Source organism: Caballeronia sp. LZ043 (assembly GCF_031451075.1).
GTDB lineage: Bacteria > Pseudomonadota > Gammaproteobacteria > Burkholderiales > Burkholderiaceae > Caballeronia.
The window spans coordinates 1,023,242-1,037,228 of record NZ_JARUXT010000004.1; the positions used below are offsets into that span (position 1 = coordinate 1,023,242).

At 66.1% G+C, this 13,987-nt stretch carries 10 protein-coding genes; 4 read left to right on the plus strand and 6 right to left on the minus strand.

Features of this window, described 5'->3' with window-relative positions; genetic code table 11:
• Positions 1–218 precede the first annotated feature (218 nt).
• A complete protein-coding gene (locus tag QCE64_RS32250; RefSeq protein WP_309820634.1) occupies positions 219–1,367 on the plus strand; it encodes a TAXI family TRAP transporter solute-binding subunit in 1,149 nt (382 codons plus the stop codon).
• Positions 1,368–1,568: 201 nt separating this feature from the next.
• On the plus strand, positions 1,569–2,441 hold the full coding sequence (locus QCE64_RS32255; protein WP_310008222.1) for a hypothetical protein: 873 nt from the start codon (positions 1,569–1,571) through the stop codon (positions 2,439–2,441).
• Here QCE64_RS32255 and QCE64_RS32260 read toward each other — a convergent pair.
• The 3 genes from QCE64_RS32260 to QCE64_RS32270 are packed head-to-tail and all read right to left on the minus strand — an operon-like array spanning position 2,425 to position 5,643.
• Positions 2,425–3,888: a PLP-dependent aminotransferase family protein gene (locus QCE64_RS32260; RefSeq protein WP_310008224.1), complete on the minus strand. Its 1,464-nt coding sequence runs from the start codon at positions 3,886–3,888 to the stop codon at positions 2,425–2,427. The genes QCE64_RS32255 and QCE64_RS32260 overlap by 17 nt on opposite strands.
• A 55-nt stretch (positions 3,889–3,943) precedes the next feature.
• Positions 3,944–4,207, minus strand: a complete 264-nt coding sequence (locus tag QCE64_RS32265; protein ID WP_309926712.1) for a helix-turn-helix domain-containing protein — start codon at positions 4,205–4,207, stop codon at positions 3,944–3,946.
• A complete protein-coding gene (locus QCE64_RS32270; RefSeq protein ID WP_310008225.1) occupies positions 4,204–5,643 on the minus strand; it encodes a PLP-dependent aminotransferase family protein in 1,440 nt (479 codons plus the stop codon). The genes QCE64_RS32265 and QCE64_RS32270 overlap by 4 nt, the downstream gene beginning before the upstream one ends.
• A gap of 157 nt (positions 5,644–5,800) precedes the next feature.
• Here QCE64_RS32270 and QCE64_RS32275 point away from each other — a divergent pair, with 157 nt between their 5' ends.
• Both QCE64_RS32275 and QCE64_RS32280 read left to right on the plus strand, forming a co-directional pair.
• Positions 5,801–8,113, plus strand: a complete 2,313-nt coding sequence (locus QCE64_RS32275) for an FdhF/YdeP family oxidoreductase (RefSeq protein ID WP_310008227.1) — start codon at positions 5,801–5,803, stop codon at positions 8,111–8,113.
• Positions 8,114–8,178: 65 nt separating this feature from the next.
• Positions 8,179–8,367: a hypothetical protein gene (locus tag QCE64_RS32280; RefSeq protein WP_309926717.1), complete on the plus strand. Its 189-nt coding sequence runs from the start codon at positions 8,179–8,181 to the stop codon at positions 8,365–8,367.
• 133 nt (positions 8,368–8,500) lie between these two features.
• On the opposite strand, the gene QCE64_RS32285 is transcribed toward QCE64_RS32280, so the two are convergent.
• The 3 genes from QCE64_RS32285 to QCE64_RS32295 form a co-directional block, all read right to left on the minus strand.
• Positions 8,501–11,239, minus strand: coding sequence for an MGH1-like glycoside hydrolase domain-containing protein (locus QCE64_RS32285; protein WP_309926719.1), 2,739 nt, complete (start codon positions 11,237–11,239; stop codon positions 8,501–8,503).
• Between the two features lie 119 nt (positions 11,240–11,358).
• The gene (locus QCE64_RS32290) at positions 11,359–13,308 is read right to left on the minus strand and encodes an amylo-alpha-1,6-glucosidase (RefSeq protein WP_310008229.1); all 1,950 of its coding nucleotides are present in this window, start codon (positions 13,306–13,308) and stop codon (positions 11,359–11,361) included.
• Entirely contained in the window at positions 13,305–13,790 is a 486-nt protein-coding gene (locus tag QCE64_RS32295; RefSeq protein ID WP_309926722.1) for a nuclear transport factor 2 family protein, read from the minus strand. The genes QCE64_RS32290 and QCE64_RS32295 overlap by 4 nt, the downstream gene beginning before the upstream one ends.
• Positions 13,791–13,987 lie beyond the last annotated feature (197 nt).

Here is a 13,987-nt window from a genome sequence, read left to right on the forward strand (position 1 = left end):
GCGGCAGCAGCAAAAAAGCAGCAAAAAACAGCAGAGACAGCACCGAAAGCACCGACAACGACGACGCATGGCACACACCGCCTTTCGCGCAACGCGCCTTGGGCCGCATGTGAGTGACCACGCACGACCGGATTGCGCGCCAACCGTACGCCACCTTCTCCTGTACCGGCAACGCGCGAGTTTCAGAGCAGACGTCCAACTCCGACCAAGGGACAATCATGTTCATCAAACAACGCATGAGCAATGCCGCACGGGGCCTGCTTGCGCTCGTCGCCGTCACGGGGATCACCGGGTTCGCCGGCGCACCGCTCAGCTTCGCAGCCGATCCGATTCCCTACAAGATCACCACAGGTCAGGAGCGCGGCACCTATATCCAGATCGGACAGGATCTGTCGAAATTTGTGGCCGAACCGGCGGGCATCGAGCTCGACGTGCTGCCGTCGAAGGGCTCCGCCGAAAACGTCCAGCGCATGCGTTATGAGCCGGGCGTGAAGTTCGCGCTGGTGCAGTCGGACGTGTATCAGGCATACATGGACATGGCGACCTCCGGCAACGCGGAAGCCGGCAAGATCATCAAGCCGCTGCGGCTCATCATGCCGCTCTACGACGAGGAGATCTATTTCGTCGCGCGCGCCGATTCGCCGATGAAGAACATCCAGGAAATCAAGGGCAAGAACATCAGCGTCGGGCCGATCGGCAGCGGCACGGCGCAGTCGGCCGAAACGCTGTACCGGCTGATGTTCGGCGAACCGATCGCCGACGCCAACGAGCAGCATCTCAACAACGAGGATTCGCTTGCGAAGCTGATCGTCGGCAAGATCGATGTGGCGGTGATCGTCGCGGGCCAGCCGGCCAAGCTGTTCCAGGACATGAATCCGGAACTGCTGAAGCAGATCAAGCTGCTGCGCCTCGATGCCAGCGCACCCGAAACCGCCCGCGCGAAACAGACCTACTTCCCGGCCACGATCCGCACGTCCAGTTATCCGAACTGGATTCAGGAAGACACGCCGACGCTCACCGTCAAGGCCTTCCTCGTGACCTACGACTACGGTCTGAAGGGCACGGTGGGCGCGCTGTCGAAGTTCGCGGATTCGCTGTGCACCAACTTCGACACGCTGCAGGCGCAAGGGCATCCGAAGTGGAAGCAGGTGCATCTCGAACTGCCGCCGCTCACCCGCGGCTGGAAATACTATCCGCCGATGGAAAAGCACCTGCGCGCCTGCATTGCGCAACGCACGGCGGCGGCGGAGCAGTCGCAGAACCCGACGCGGCAGGTGTCGGCCCGTCAGCAGGATGGCGCGATGCAGCGTGTGAAGAAGGCGACGTGTTCGGCGCAGGAGAAGTTGCTCTTGTTGTGCGATCAGTGATTCGTTGTTGCGCGAACCGGACCGGCCACCGTGATCGACGCGCGTGGCCGGCAGCGCGAGTGGAATGATCCGCGGAGGCATGCCGTGTAGCGGAAACAGTCGCGGTGGTGCGTCCGCATCGACAAGAAAAGCGTTTTTTGAGACACGGTTTCGAGTTAAAACCTGCCTACGGGTCGGCGATGACCCGAAGGAGCCGTGACCGTGCCCAGATCCCAGTATTGCGCGCCGCTGTGCCGCGCCTCGTTTCGCAAGAAGAAGGCTGCCGCGCCCGGAGAGCGCACGCGCCGAAGCCAGCTCGAGCCGCAGATCCAGCGCACCCATACCCAGCCTTTGCCGGGCGTTTCATCGGCTAGTGTGGACGCGTGGGACGAATCGGCATTTTCTGATCCCGCAACCCTTGCAAACAGCGATTACGCTGCGTTCCGCCTGCTCGTGCACACCGTCAACTGCGGCGAACTCGAACGCGAGAACGGCATGCAGCTGTTCCGCGAGGGTACAAAGGCGCTGAATCAGTGGGACACGATCAGCGCCAGCGTCATCGACGAAAACAACCGCTTCACCTATGCGACGGTGGGCGTCGTGTTGCGCGCTCCGAAGCAGAACATTCTGCTGACGTCGTTCAAGGACATGGATTTCGATGGCAACAAGGGCAATCTCGATCGTCAGAAAAACTGGCTGATCCCGAGTCAGGCCGCCCGAATCCAGGCGATGCCCGCTCATGGGCGCAACGGTCTTCTGATGCGGCACATTCTCGATCAGGCGGACCGGTATCCGATCATTTCGCCCGAGGAAGTACTCGCAAGCACTAAAAGGCTCCATCAGGAACACAACGAAGTCATCGTGATGACGCGGCCCGATGTCTTCATCCAGCGCGGCGCCTTCGACGGCGAAAGGCTCATCAAGACCGGGCCGGTCGAAATCGCGGCGATCTTTCGGGCCCAGGGCGAGAGCAGGGCCGCTTTTCCGAATGCGAACAAGGAGGCGCTCATCGCCGAAGCCATACGGCTGGCGCAGGAAAACCTGGGCGACCTTCCATTGCTCGAAATCCCCGGCATGGTCACGAACGTCGATTGACTCTTCCGGCGCTCAACAACGCCGCGAGCCGCGTCATGCCTTCTTCGATGACCGCTTCCGCCGTTCCGCCATAACCGAGCAGCACGCCTTGCTGCGTCGGCTGGCCTGCATAAAACCTGCGTATCCCGGCAATTCCGACCGACACGCCCCGCGCCGCCGCGACGATTTCGTCCTCGCGCCCCGGCGCCTTGAGCCGCGCGGCCAGATGAATGCCCGCCGACGCCGGCAGCGGCTCGAACCATGGCGCAAGCGCGCCGTTCAGATGCACGAGTAACCGGGCACGCCGCCCCGCATAGGCCTTGTGCATGCGCCGCAGATGCCGCGCGAATTCGCCGTCGAGCATGAAGGCGCCGAGCGCCGTCTGCGTGAGCATGCAGCCGTGCCAGTCGCAGATTTGCCGGGCCTGCCATAGCGGCACGGACAGGCTCGGCGGCGGCACCACATAGCCCAGCCTGAGATCGGGAAACAGCGTCTTCGAGAACGTCCCGACATACGCCACGACGCCCGCATGATCCAGACTCTTCAGCGACTCCATCGGCCGTCCCTCGAAGCGGAATTCGCCGTCGTAGTCGTCCTCGACGATCACCGCTCCGCGCCGCGCCGCCCATTCGAGCAACGCGACGCGCCGTTCGAGACTCATCGGCATGCCGAGCGGGAACTGGTGCGACGGCGTCACGTAGACAAGCCGCGTGTTGCGCGGCAGCCTGCTCACGACGATGCCCTCGCCATCCACCGGCACGTGCGCGAGCCGCGCGCCCATCGACGCAAACAAGGCGCGTGCCGGCGGATAACCGGGCTCCTCGACGGCGACGACATCGCCCGGACGGACCACGACGCGCGCCAGCAGATCGAGCGCCTGTTGCGCGCCCTGCGTGACCAGCACGTCCTGCCAGTTGCAGGTCACCGCGCGGCTGAACGCGAGATAGCGCGCGATGCCCAGCCGCAGTTCCTGCTCGCCGCCCGGGTCGCGATAGCCCGCCACGCCGCCGTCCGCGCGCGCCTGCGTGCGCAGCGCGCGGTTGACGCAGCGGCGCCATGCGTCGTGCGGAAACAGCGTCCGGTCGGTCACGCCGCCCTTGAAGTCGCAGTCGAGCGGTTCGCCGGCGGGCGGCATCGGCATGGTCATGCGCTCGGGCAGCTGGCGCCAGATGCCGGCGGCACGCGCACGGGCCGACTGCGGTTCGGCGCGCGCGCCGGGCAAACGCGCGAGGCCATCGGCGACGAAGGTGCCGTCGCCCGCGCGCGTGCGCAGGAAGCCCTCGGCGATCAGGCGCTCGAAGACGTCGAGCGTGGTCTTGCGCGACACGCCGAGCTGGGCGGCGAGATTACGCGTGGAAGGCAGGCGTGCATGCGCGGCGAGGCGCCCTTCGACGATGCCCGCGCGCAGTTGCGCATAGATCTGGCCGGTGAGGTCGCGACGGCCGTGCAGCGTGATATGGATGTCCACGGTTTCGAGAGTACGCGCGGTGTTGAATGGGCTTGCGACGAACGCGCTGACCGGCTTATCCCGCCGCGCCGAACACCGCCTGGCACAAGGTCTCGCCCTGCTCGCTGAGCCACGCGCTGCCGGTGCCGTCCTCGTTGATCGTCACCTGCACCAGCCCCGCGTCTTCGAGCCCGGTCAGCTGACGCCTGAGCGTGCTCATCGGCAGACCGGACTGCTTCGCCAGTTTCGCCAGCGACCAGGCCCGCTGCGGCGACCCTTCCCGCGCGCGCCACAGTTGTTCCAGCACGGCGACCAGCGCCGGATCGATGTCATCGCTCATCTTCTGTCTCCCTTCTCCCTGCGCGCGGCAATCTCGCCCGCCAGCGCGCCCAGCCGCCGCAACGCGGCTTCGCTTTGCGCCGTCCACGGATAGCTGTAGTTGAGCCGGATGTAATGGCTGAAGGCATTGCGCGTCGAGAACATGTAACCCGGCCCGACCGTGATGCCGCAATCGAGCGCCGCGCGATAAAGCCGCATCGAATCGACGTGTTTCGGCAGTTCCACCCACAGTACATAGCCGCCCTGCGGCGCCGAGGTGCGCGTGCCCGCCGGAAAGAAGCGTTCGACCAGCGCGGTCATGATGCGCGCCTGCTGCCGGTAGAGCCGCCGCACGCGCCGCAGATGCCGGTCGTAGCCATCCTGGCGCAGATAATCGGCGATGGCGATCTGCGGCACGGACGGCGTCGTCAGCGTGTTGAGGAACTTGAGCTTCTCGACCTGCGCCCGGTAGCGCCCCGGCATCGCCCAGCCGATCCGGTACGACGCCGTCAGGCTCTTCGAGAACGACGCGCAATGCAGCACGAGGCCCTTGGTGTCAAAGTTCTTGAGGGTCGTCGGGCGCGTGTCGCCGTAGTAGAGCTCGTGATAGACATCGTTCTCGATGACGGGAATATCGTGCTCCGTGAGCAGTTCCACGAGCGCGCGCTTGCGTTCGTCGGGCATCTGGAAGCCGAGCGGATTCTGGAAGTTCGGCATCACCATGCACGCGGCAATCTTGCGCTTCGCGATAATCTGCGCGAGCGCCTCGACATCGATGCCGTCGACGGGATGGGTCGGCACTTCGATCGCGCGCATGCCGAGCCGCTCGATCGCATGCAGCATCGCGTAATACGTGGGCGACTCGACCGCGACCGTATCGCCCGGCCTGGCGACCGCCTGCAGGCTCAGGTTGATCGCCTCGGTCGCCCCGACGGTGATCACGATCTCCTCCGGATTCACCGGCACGCCGTTCTCCGCGTAACGCCGCGCAATCTGCCGGATCAGCTCGGGATTGCCGGGCGGCAGGTCGTCGATCAGGTTCCAGCTCGAATGCCGCCGCGCGATGGCGTTCGCGTACTGGTTGATGCGCCGCCAGGGAAACGGCTCGGGATCCGGATACGGCGAGCCGAACGGCACGGCGTCTTGCGCGCGGATGCTGCGCAGCGTCGACAGCACCAGCCGGCTCACGTCCACCTCCGATGCCGTGGCGCTCACCCGCTTCGGCGCGGCCTGGGCCACGCCCGCCGGCGGTTTCGCGCGCACGAAATAGCCGGACTGCGGCCGCGTCTCCAGCACGCCGCGGCTTTCGAGGATTGCGTAGGCGTGCAGCACCGTCTTGATGCTCACGCCGTGCTGCTGGCTCGCCTGCCGCACCGACGCGATCTTCTCCCCCGCCGCGAACACGCCGCGGCGCACGGCTTCCTCGATTTCGTCGGCAAGCTTTTCGTAGAGTTTCAATGGCGCTTTCCCTGGAGACGTCGCGGCGGGCCTGACTGTGCAGTCTAGGGCAAAACGCCGCAACTGTATCCCTCGAATTTCGCTTTTTCTGTGCGCCGCGTTCGTTTCGGAACACAGTAGGCTTCTCTCATTGCATGCTCAGCCTGATCCGAACGCCATGAAGAAGCCCGAAGCCCGCATCGAACCTTATACGCACCCGGCCGCGGGCTGGGGCGCGTTGAAGCAGGTCGCCATCAACCTCGTCAAGGAGCGCGTGGCGGGCGGGAACTACCGGACGCTCTTCAAGCAGAACCAGCCCGACGGCTTCGATTGTCCCGGCTGCGCGTGGCCCGACCGCGAGCACGGCTCGACCTTCGAGTTCTGCGAAAACGGCGTGAAGGCCGTCGCCGCCGAAGCGACCAGCAAGCGCGTGACGCCTGCATTCTTCGAGCAGCACACGGTACACGCGCTGATGGCGCAGACCGACTATGAACTGGAACAACACGGCCGTCTGACCGACCCGCTCGTCTACGACGCGAAGCGCGACCGTTACGTGCCGATCGAATGGAACGATGCGTTCGAGCTGATCGCGTCGCACCTGAAGCAGCTCGACGATCCCGACCGCGCCGCCTTCTATACCTCGGGCCGCGCGAGCAACGAAGCCGCGTTCCTGTATCAGTTGTTCGTGCGCATGTACGGCACTAACAACTTTCCCGACTGCTCGAACATGTGCCACGAGGCGACGAGCCGCGGCCTGCCGCATACGGTGGGCGTCGGCAAGGGCACGGTCACGCTCGACGACTTCGAGCACGCCGACACGCTGCTGCTGTTCGGCCAGAATCCCGCGACGAACCATCCGCGCATGCTCGGCGAACTGCGCGAGTGTGCGAAGCGCGGCGCGACCATCGTGTCGATCAACCCGCTGAAGGAGCGCGGCCTCGAGCGTTTCGCGAGCCCGCAGCACACGCTCGACATGCTGTCGCCGAGGGGCGTGAAGATCAGTTCGGTGTTCATCCGCCCGAAGGTGGGCGGCGACTTCTCGCTCATCAAGGGCGTGGCGAAGCGCGTGATCGAACTGGACGATGCGGCCGTGGCGAACGGCGGCGAGCGCGTCCTGGATGTCGCGTTCATCGCGGAGCACACGGTGAACTTCGACGCCTTCGCCGACGACCTGCGCGCCGAAAGCTGGGACGCGATCCTCGCGGAATCGGGCGTCGAGCGCGACGACCTGCTGAATCTCGCCGATATCTACGTGAAGGGCCGCGCCGTCATCTCGACGTGGGGCATGGGCCTCACGCAGCACAAGAACTCGGTGCCGACCATCCAGCTGCTGTCGAACCTGATGATGATGCGCGGCAATATCGGCCGGCGCGGCGCGGGACTGTGCCCGGTGCGCGGCCACTCGAACGTGCAGGGCGACCGGACCGTGGGCATCGAAGAAAAGCCGACCCAGGCCTTTCTCGACCGGCTCGGCGCGGCCTATGACTTCGAGCCGCCGCGCGAGCATGGCTATGACGTGGTCGAAACCATCCACGCGATGCTCGAAGGCAAGGTGAAGGTGTTCATCGGGCTGGGCGGCAACTTCTCGATCGCGACGCCCGACACGCCGCGCACCTGGGAAGCGATGCGCGCATGCGACCTCACCGTGCACATCACGACCAAGCTCAACCGCAGCCATCTGGTGCACGGCCGCGACGCACTGATCCTGCCGACGCTCGGCCGCACCGAAATCGACCTGCAGAACGGCGTGCCGCAAGGCGTGTCCGTGGAGGACTCGATGAGCATGGTGCACATCTCGTACGGCATGAACAAGCCGGCCTCGCCGAACCTGCTTTCGGAAGTGGCGATCGTCGCGCGCATGGCGCAGGCGACACTGGGTTCAAGCAAGGTGGACTGGCTCGCGCAGGCGGGCAACTACGCGCTGATCCGCGACGGCATCGAAAAGGTGATCGACGGCTTCGCGCGCTACAACGAGCGCCTCAAGCAGCCGGGCGGCTTTCATCTGGGCGTGGCCTCGCGCGAGCGGGTGTGGAAGACGCCGAGCGGCAAGGCGCAGTTCATCGTGCATGCCATTGCGCACGACACGCCGATTCACCGGGCCCGCGCGCGTCACGGCGAGCGCCTGATGACGCTGATGACCACTCGTTCGCACGACCAGTACAACACGACCATCTACGGCCTCGACGACCGTTACCGCGGCGTGTACGGCCAGCGTCACGTGTTGTTCGCGAACCGCGAGGACATCGACCTGCTTGGCTTCGAGCCGGGCGAGCGGGTGGACATCACGAGCGTGTGGGACGACGGCGTGGAGCGCCGCGTGAACGGCTTCACCCTGGTGGAATACGACATTCCGCGCGGCTGTCTCGGTGCCTATTACCCGGAGACGAATCCGCTCGTGCCGCTGTCTTCCGTCGCGGATGGCGCGGGCACGCCGACCTCGAAGTCCATTCCGGTGCTGCTGAGCCGCTCTGTCGCTGCGATGGCTGCTTGAGCCATGCGCGCCGGCGCCGGAGGATGCGCCGCTCGAACGCCCGCGCGCCACTGAAACGGCAGTGGATGAACCCGCCCAGTGCGGCGAAGATCGTCAGGCCGACAATCCAGCCGCCGGCGAAACTATGGAGCCTGCCGCTGAACCACACGATGCCGGCCATGGCCGAGCCGAACACCGTCATCACGATGGCAAACGGCGGGCAATGCTCATGTTCGATCCTGACCTGGCTCCAGGCGCCCAGCCGCTGGCGGTAGCCGCTCACGGAGTGCCGGTTGATGGCATGACTCATCATTTTCTCCGTGGTCTCGCTTCGATTGTTTCGAAGCAACCATACGAAAACGGAGAACCCGCCACCATCGGACGATTCCGAAACCGCCGCGCGCCGCTTTACTTGGCGCCGGCGAACTCCTGGACTTCGGCATCGGCTTCGCCGGCGAGCGGCACGACGCCCGACGGCCCCGACGCATGCGGATGCAACAGCAACGCAACGAGCCCGCTCCAGCCCGTCTGATGCGAGGCGCCGACGCCGCGCCCGTTGTCGCCATGAAAGTATTCGTGGAACAGCACGAGGTCACGCGAACGCGGGTCTGCCTGCAATTGCGGATAGGCGCGCATCACGGGACGCTCGCCGTTCGCGTCGAGCAGGAACAGCGTGCTCACGCGGCGCGCGAGTTCATCGGCGATCTGCGCGAGCGAAAACTTCTGGCCTGACCCGGTCGGATATTCGACGCGGAAGTCGTCGCCGTAATAGCGGTGAAACTCGCGGATCGATTCGATGAGCAGGAAGTTGACCGGCATCCACACCGGGCCTCGCCAGTTCGAATTGCCGCCGAACACGCGCGAGTCCGACTCGCCCGGCAGATAGCGGATGCTGAAGCTTTCGCTGTTGTGATAGAAGACGAACGGGTTGTCGAGATGGACGCGCGACAGCGCCCGCACGCCGTGATCCGAGAGGAACTCGGTTTCATCGAGCATGCGCTTGAGCAGCGCCTTCATGCGATGCCCCCGCAGCAGGGACAGCAGCACGCTGTTGCCGCGCCCCGCGATATTCCAGCGCGACACGAGCTTGGCCAGATCCGGACGATGTTCGAGGAACCAGTGCATGCGGTCGCGCAGTCCCGGCAGCGAGCCGTGCACGCGCGGCTCCAGCACATGCACGGCAAACAGCGGACTCAGCCCGACGATCGAGCGGATGCGCATCGGCACGTTGCTGCCATCCGGCAGGCGCAGCTTGTCGTAGAAGAACTCGTCTTCCATGTCCCACAGGCCGGTATCGCAATCGTCCTCGCAGCTCACGGCCTCGGCGATGTACAGGAAGTGCTCGAAGAACTTCACCGCGATGTCGATGAACACCTTGTTCGCATACGCGAGTTCGAGCGCGATGCGCATCAGGTCGAGCGCATAGGCGGCCATCCACGCGGTGCCGTCGGCCTGGTCGATGTGACCGCCGGTCGGCAGCGGCGACGAGCGGTCGAAGATGCCGATGTTGTCCAGCCCGAGAAAGCCGCCCTGGAAGATGTTCTTGCCGTCGGCGTCCTTGCGGTTGACCCACCACGAGAAGTTCAGCAGCAGCTTGTGGAACACGAGTTCGAGGAAGTCGCGGTCGCTCTTGCCGGTGATCGCGCGATCGATCTCGTAGACCCGCCACGTGGCCCACGCATGCACGGGCGGATTGGCGTCGCCGAAGGCCCATTCGTAGGCGGGCAATTGTCCGTTCGGATGCTGATAGCGGTCTTTCACGAGCAGCAGCAATTGCCGCTTGGCGAATTCCGGATCGATCAGCGCGAAGGCCGCTGCATGGAACGCGAGATCCCACGACGCATACCACGGGTATTCCCACTTGTCCGGCATCGACACGATGTCCGCATTGCACAGGTGCCGCCAGTCCACGTTGCGCCCGAAGCGCCGCTGTTTCGGCGGCGTGGGCTGCAAGGGATCGCCGTCGAGCCAGCGGGTGACGTCGAACTGGTAGTACTGCTTCGACCACAGCATGCCGGCCAGCGCCTGCCGCTGCACGAGCCGCTGATCCACGCCGGCGATGTCGTGCTGGAGCGCGCCATAGAACTCGTCCGCTTCGGCGATGCGGCGCTCGAACAGGGCATCCGCGTCGAGCGGCACGGCATCGGGCGCCGATTCGGGCCGCCAGCGCAGATAGACCACTGCGCGGCCGTGCGGCTCCAGCGCGAGATGCACATGAGCCGCGGCGCGCGTGCCGGAGGCGCGGCGGATGGCGGTCTCGTCGCCGTTCACCAGGTAATCGTTGAAGCCGTCCTTGAACGGCCCTTCGCCGTCCATGCCGTGCAGGCGCCGGACATTGGTTTCGTTTTCGCAGAAGAGCCAGTCCACCGCCGCGTCGTCCGCCGACCACGCCGTCACCACCATCGGCTCGTGGCCGGTCTGTTCGGCGAGCACATAGGTGCCTTGGCCCTCCACCGTCTCCTGCGTGAGCGACGGCTTCACAGGCGTCGGCCGCCACGACCAGCTGTTGCGCGCCCAGATCTGCGGCAGCACGTCGAGCGCGGCTGCCACCGCGCCGCGATTCTCGACAGTCACGCGCATCACGATGTCGTCGGGCGTGTGCTTCGCGTATTCGACCTGCACGTCGAAGTAGCGCTCGCCGTCGAAGACGCCGGTGTCGAGCACTTCGTACTCGGGGACTTCCGCGCTGCGCCGGCCGTTTTCATCGACGAGATCGGCGTAGGGAAATGCCGCATGCGGATACTTGTAGAGCATGCGCATGTAGGAATGGGTCGGCGTGCCGTCGAGGTAGAAGTACAGCTCCTTGACGTCTTCGCCGTGATTGCCCTCCTGGTTCGTCAGACCGAAGAGCCGCTCCTTGATGATCGGGTCCGCGCCGTTCCACAGCGCCAAAGACACGCACCAGTTGAGCTTGTCGTCGCCGAACCCGGCGAGACCGTCCTCGCCCCAGCGGTAGGCGCGGCTGCGCGCGTGATCGTGGGGAAAGTATTCCCAGGCGGTGCCGAACTCGCTGTAGTCCTCGCGCACCGTGCCCCATTGACGCTCGCTCAGGTACGGTCCCCAGCGCTGCCAGTGCGCGCAATCGGCCGAATGGAGCCGTGAGCCCTCGACGGTGTCGATCTGATTGACGGGGCGCGATTTCGGCATGAACGTCTCCTGAAGTGCGGGCGCGCTGAACCTCGCCCGGACCTTGTCCAGGCCATGCGCGAACCCTCTGGCAAGAGCCGTAATTTAGCGCGTTTGGGCACGCGGCGCGCGCGCCCTGCTCAGTCCGTGCCGAGCCGTTTCTCGATGCGCAGCAACTCCGCCAGCGACCACGCCTGGAACGGCGTGCCGCCGGGCGTGTGCGGCGCGTCGCCATCGGCGACTTCGCTGATGTGATCCAGCCCGTAGCGGTCGAGATGCGCATACAGCGGCGTCAGGAAGCGCTCGCGCGCGCCCGCCACGCCATGCACGCGCACCCAGGCCTCGACGAACGGCCCCAGCAGCCACGGCCACACAGTGCCCTGGTGATACGCGCCGTCGCGGTCCAGCACGCCGCCCGCGTAATGCGGCCGGTACGCCGGGTCCGAAGGCGCGAGCGTGCGCAGGCCAAGCGGCGTCAGCAGTTGCGCTTCGACCTGCGCGACGACCGCGCGCGCCACCTCGCCGTCCACCAGCGCGAACGGCAGCCCGCCCACCGCGAAGATCTGGTTCGGACGCACCGCGCGATCCACCTTGCCGGGCTCGTGGTCCACGTCGACGACATCGTAGAGCGTGTGCGTGGCCGGATCGACGAAGCGCGCGGTGAACGCGCTGTGCGCCCGGTCGCGCAGCGTCTGCCATTGCGCGCTCCACGCCGAGCTTGCCGACAGCGCATTGATCCACAGCGCCTGCACCTCCACAGGCTTGCCGATGCGCGGCGTCACGACCCAGTCGCCCGCCTTTGCATCCATCCACGTGAGCTGCACGCCGGGCACGCCCGCGCGCAGCAGGCCGTCGCTGTCGGCAGCGATGCCGAAGCGCGTGCCGCGCGCATAGCCGTCGAGGATCGCGCCGGCCGCGCGTTGCAGGCGGCTTGCCGTTGCGGCACGCGCGTGGCCCGTCGCGAGATAGTCCTGCACCGCGACGACGAACCACAGCGATGCATCGACGGAGTTGTATTCCGGCAGGCCGCCGCTATCGGGAAAGCGGTTCGGCACCATGCCTTCGGAGATCGTGCCGGCCCATTCGAGCAGGATGGACTCGGCTTCATCGTGACGGCCCGACGCCAGCAGCAGGCCGCGCATCGAGATGAAGGTGTCGCGGCCCCAGTCCGTGAACCACGGAAAGCCCGCGATGATCGTGCGGCCGCCGCTGCGATTGACCACGTAGGCGTCGGCGGAGCGCGCGAGCCGCGAGCCGAACGCCGCGCGCCGCTGCGTTTCGGTCGCGGCGAGACGCGCCGCATGCGCGAGCGCGGCCTCCGTGTCGGGCCGCTCCGCGCCGGTGTGGGCGTGCAGGATCATGACGGCGTCGGCGTGCGCGAGGTCGAAATGGAAGACGCCCGGCGCCGCGAGATCTTCGATGAAATCCAGACCGCGCTCGCGTTCGCGGGCATAGCAGAAGTTGCGATACCAGTCGGGCGCATGTTCATACTCGCCGTTCGCTTTCACATCGATGACGGGCAGATCGCAGTACGGACGCCACTGCACGCGCTCGCCCTCGACGGTGGCATCGAAGCCGAACGCGGCATTCTCGTGATGCAGCGCGTGGTAGTCGCGTCCGGAGACCAGCGGCCGCACGTGCAGACGCGCGTTCCCGTTCTGCCAGGCGGACGGCGTCGCGCCCTCGAAACGCCAGCGCAATACGGTCGCGCGGCTCTCCTTCGCGACGAACACCTCCGCCACGATCACCGCGTCGACGCCCACGCGAAAGCGCCACGTAGGCCAGGGCGATGTGTCGAAGGAAAGCAGGCTGGCGCGGACATCGGGATAAAGGATGTCCGGCGCGTAACGCTGCATGGTCAGCGGATAGCGCTGGCCGTCCGCTTCGAGCCATGCCTCGACGCCGTTGACGAGCGTGACGCGTCCTGCCGGCGGCTGCGTGGCCGCGAGCAGCAGCGCGTGATAGCGCCGCGTGCGCACGGTGCCCACGGTGCCCGATGCAAAGCCGCCGAAGGCGTCCGCCTCGAGCCATTCGTCTTCGAGACGCGCGTCGTCGAGGGGCGCGTGGTCCGTGCTTTCGATGCGTGTCATGGCGCGGCCTTGCGGTACTTCAGGCGATAGTCGTTCAGCGTGCGGCGCGCCCGGCTCTGGATGGCGTGCTGCATCTGCGGCGTCCAGCCCAGCAGCCAGCCGCTCGGCCCGAGTGCCTGGCGGCTCCAGCGCCAGAGATCGAAGACGTCGGTGTGTTCGGCGATGAGCCCGTCGCGGATCGCGAAGCGCGCCTGGATCTCGTTGACGACGGGCCTGCCGGTCGCGGAATACGTATAGCGCGCCACCACCCGCGCGCTGGCCACCTGGCCGATGGACTTGATGCTGTCGAAGGACAGCGAGAAGTCGGCGGCCCGGCCGAGCAGCATGCGCCACATGTCGCCGGCCTCCTTGCCGCGCAGTACGCCAAACGCGGGATCCTGGAACAGGATGTCGGGCGCGTAGCAGGCGGCCATCGCTTCGGCGTCGAGACGCTGGAACGCGGTGTAGAACTGTTCGATCAGGGCGTTGTTGGGCTGGGGCATGGGATACGTTGCGCGCGCAAGAGGTTGAGGTGCGACGTCCGGCTCGCTGCTGCTCAGGGGGCCGGGTGCACACATCATATCGCTGGCGGACCAGGCGGGTTCCGTGAAGCGTCCGCGAAATATTCCATTACCGCCCGGGCAGTGGCTCCGCAGGGAATAGTGCTCCATCCGCGCACTTCCATCAGTTGGCTCATTGG

Excerpts from the sequence above, each read along its gene's own strand:
- QCE64_RS32250 (WP_309820634.1), top strand. The coding sequence starts at position 219 with ATGTTCATCAAACAACGCATGAGCAATGCCGCACGGGGCCTGCTTGCG.
- QCE64_RS32265 (WP_309926712.1), bottom strand. The coding sequence starts at position 4,207 with ATGAGCGATGACATCGATCCGGCGCTGGTCGCCGTGCTGGAACAACTG.
- QCE64_RS32275 (WP_310008227.1), top strand. The coding sequence starts at position 5,801 with ATGAAGAAGCCCGAAGCCCGCATCGAACCTTATACGCACCCGGCCGCG.
- QCE64_RS32280 (WP_309926717.1), top strand. The coding sequence starts at position 8,179 with ATGAACCCGCCCAGTGCGGCGAAGATCGTCAGGCCGACAATCCAGCCG.
- QCE64_RS32285 (WP_309926719.1), bottom strand. The coding sequence starts at position 11,239 with ATGCCGAAATCGCGCCCCGTCAATCAGATCGACACCGTCGAGGGCTCA.
- QCE64_RS32290 (WP_310008229.1), bottom strand. The coding sequence starts at position 13,308 with ATGACACGCATCGAAAGCACGGACCACGCGCCCCTCGACGACGCGCGT.
- QCE64_RS32295 (WP_309926722.1), bottom strand. The coding sequence starts at position 13,790 with ATGCCCCAGCCCAACAACGCCCTGATCGAACAGTTCTACACCGCGTTC.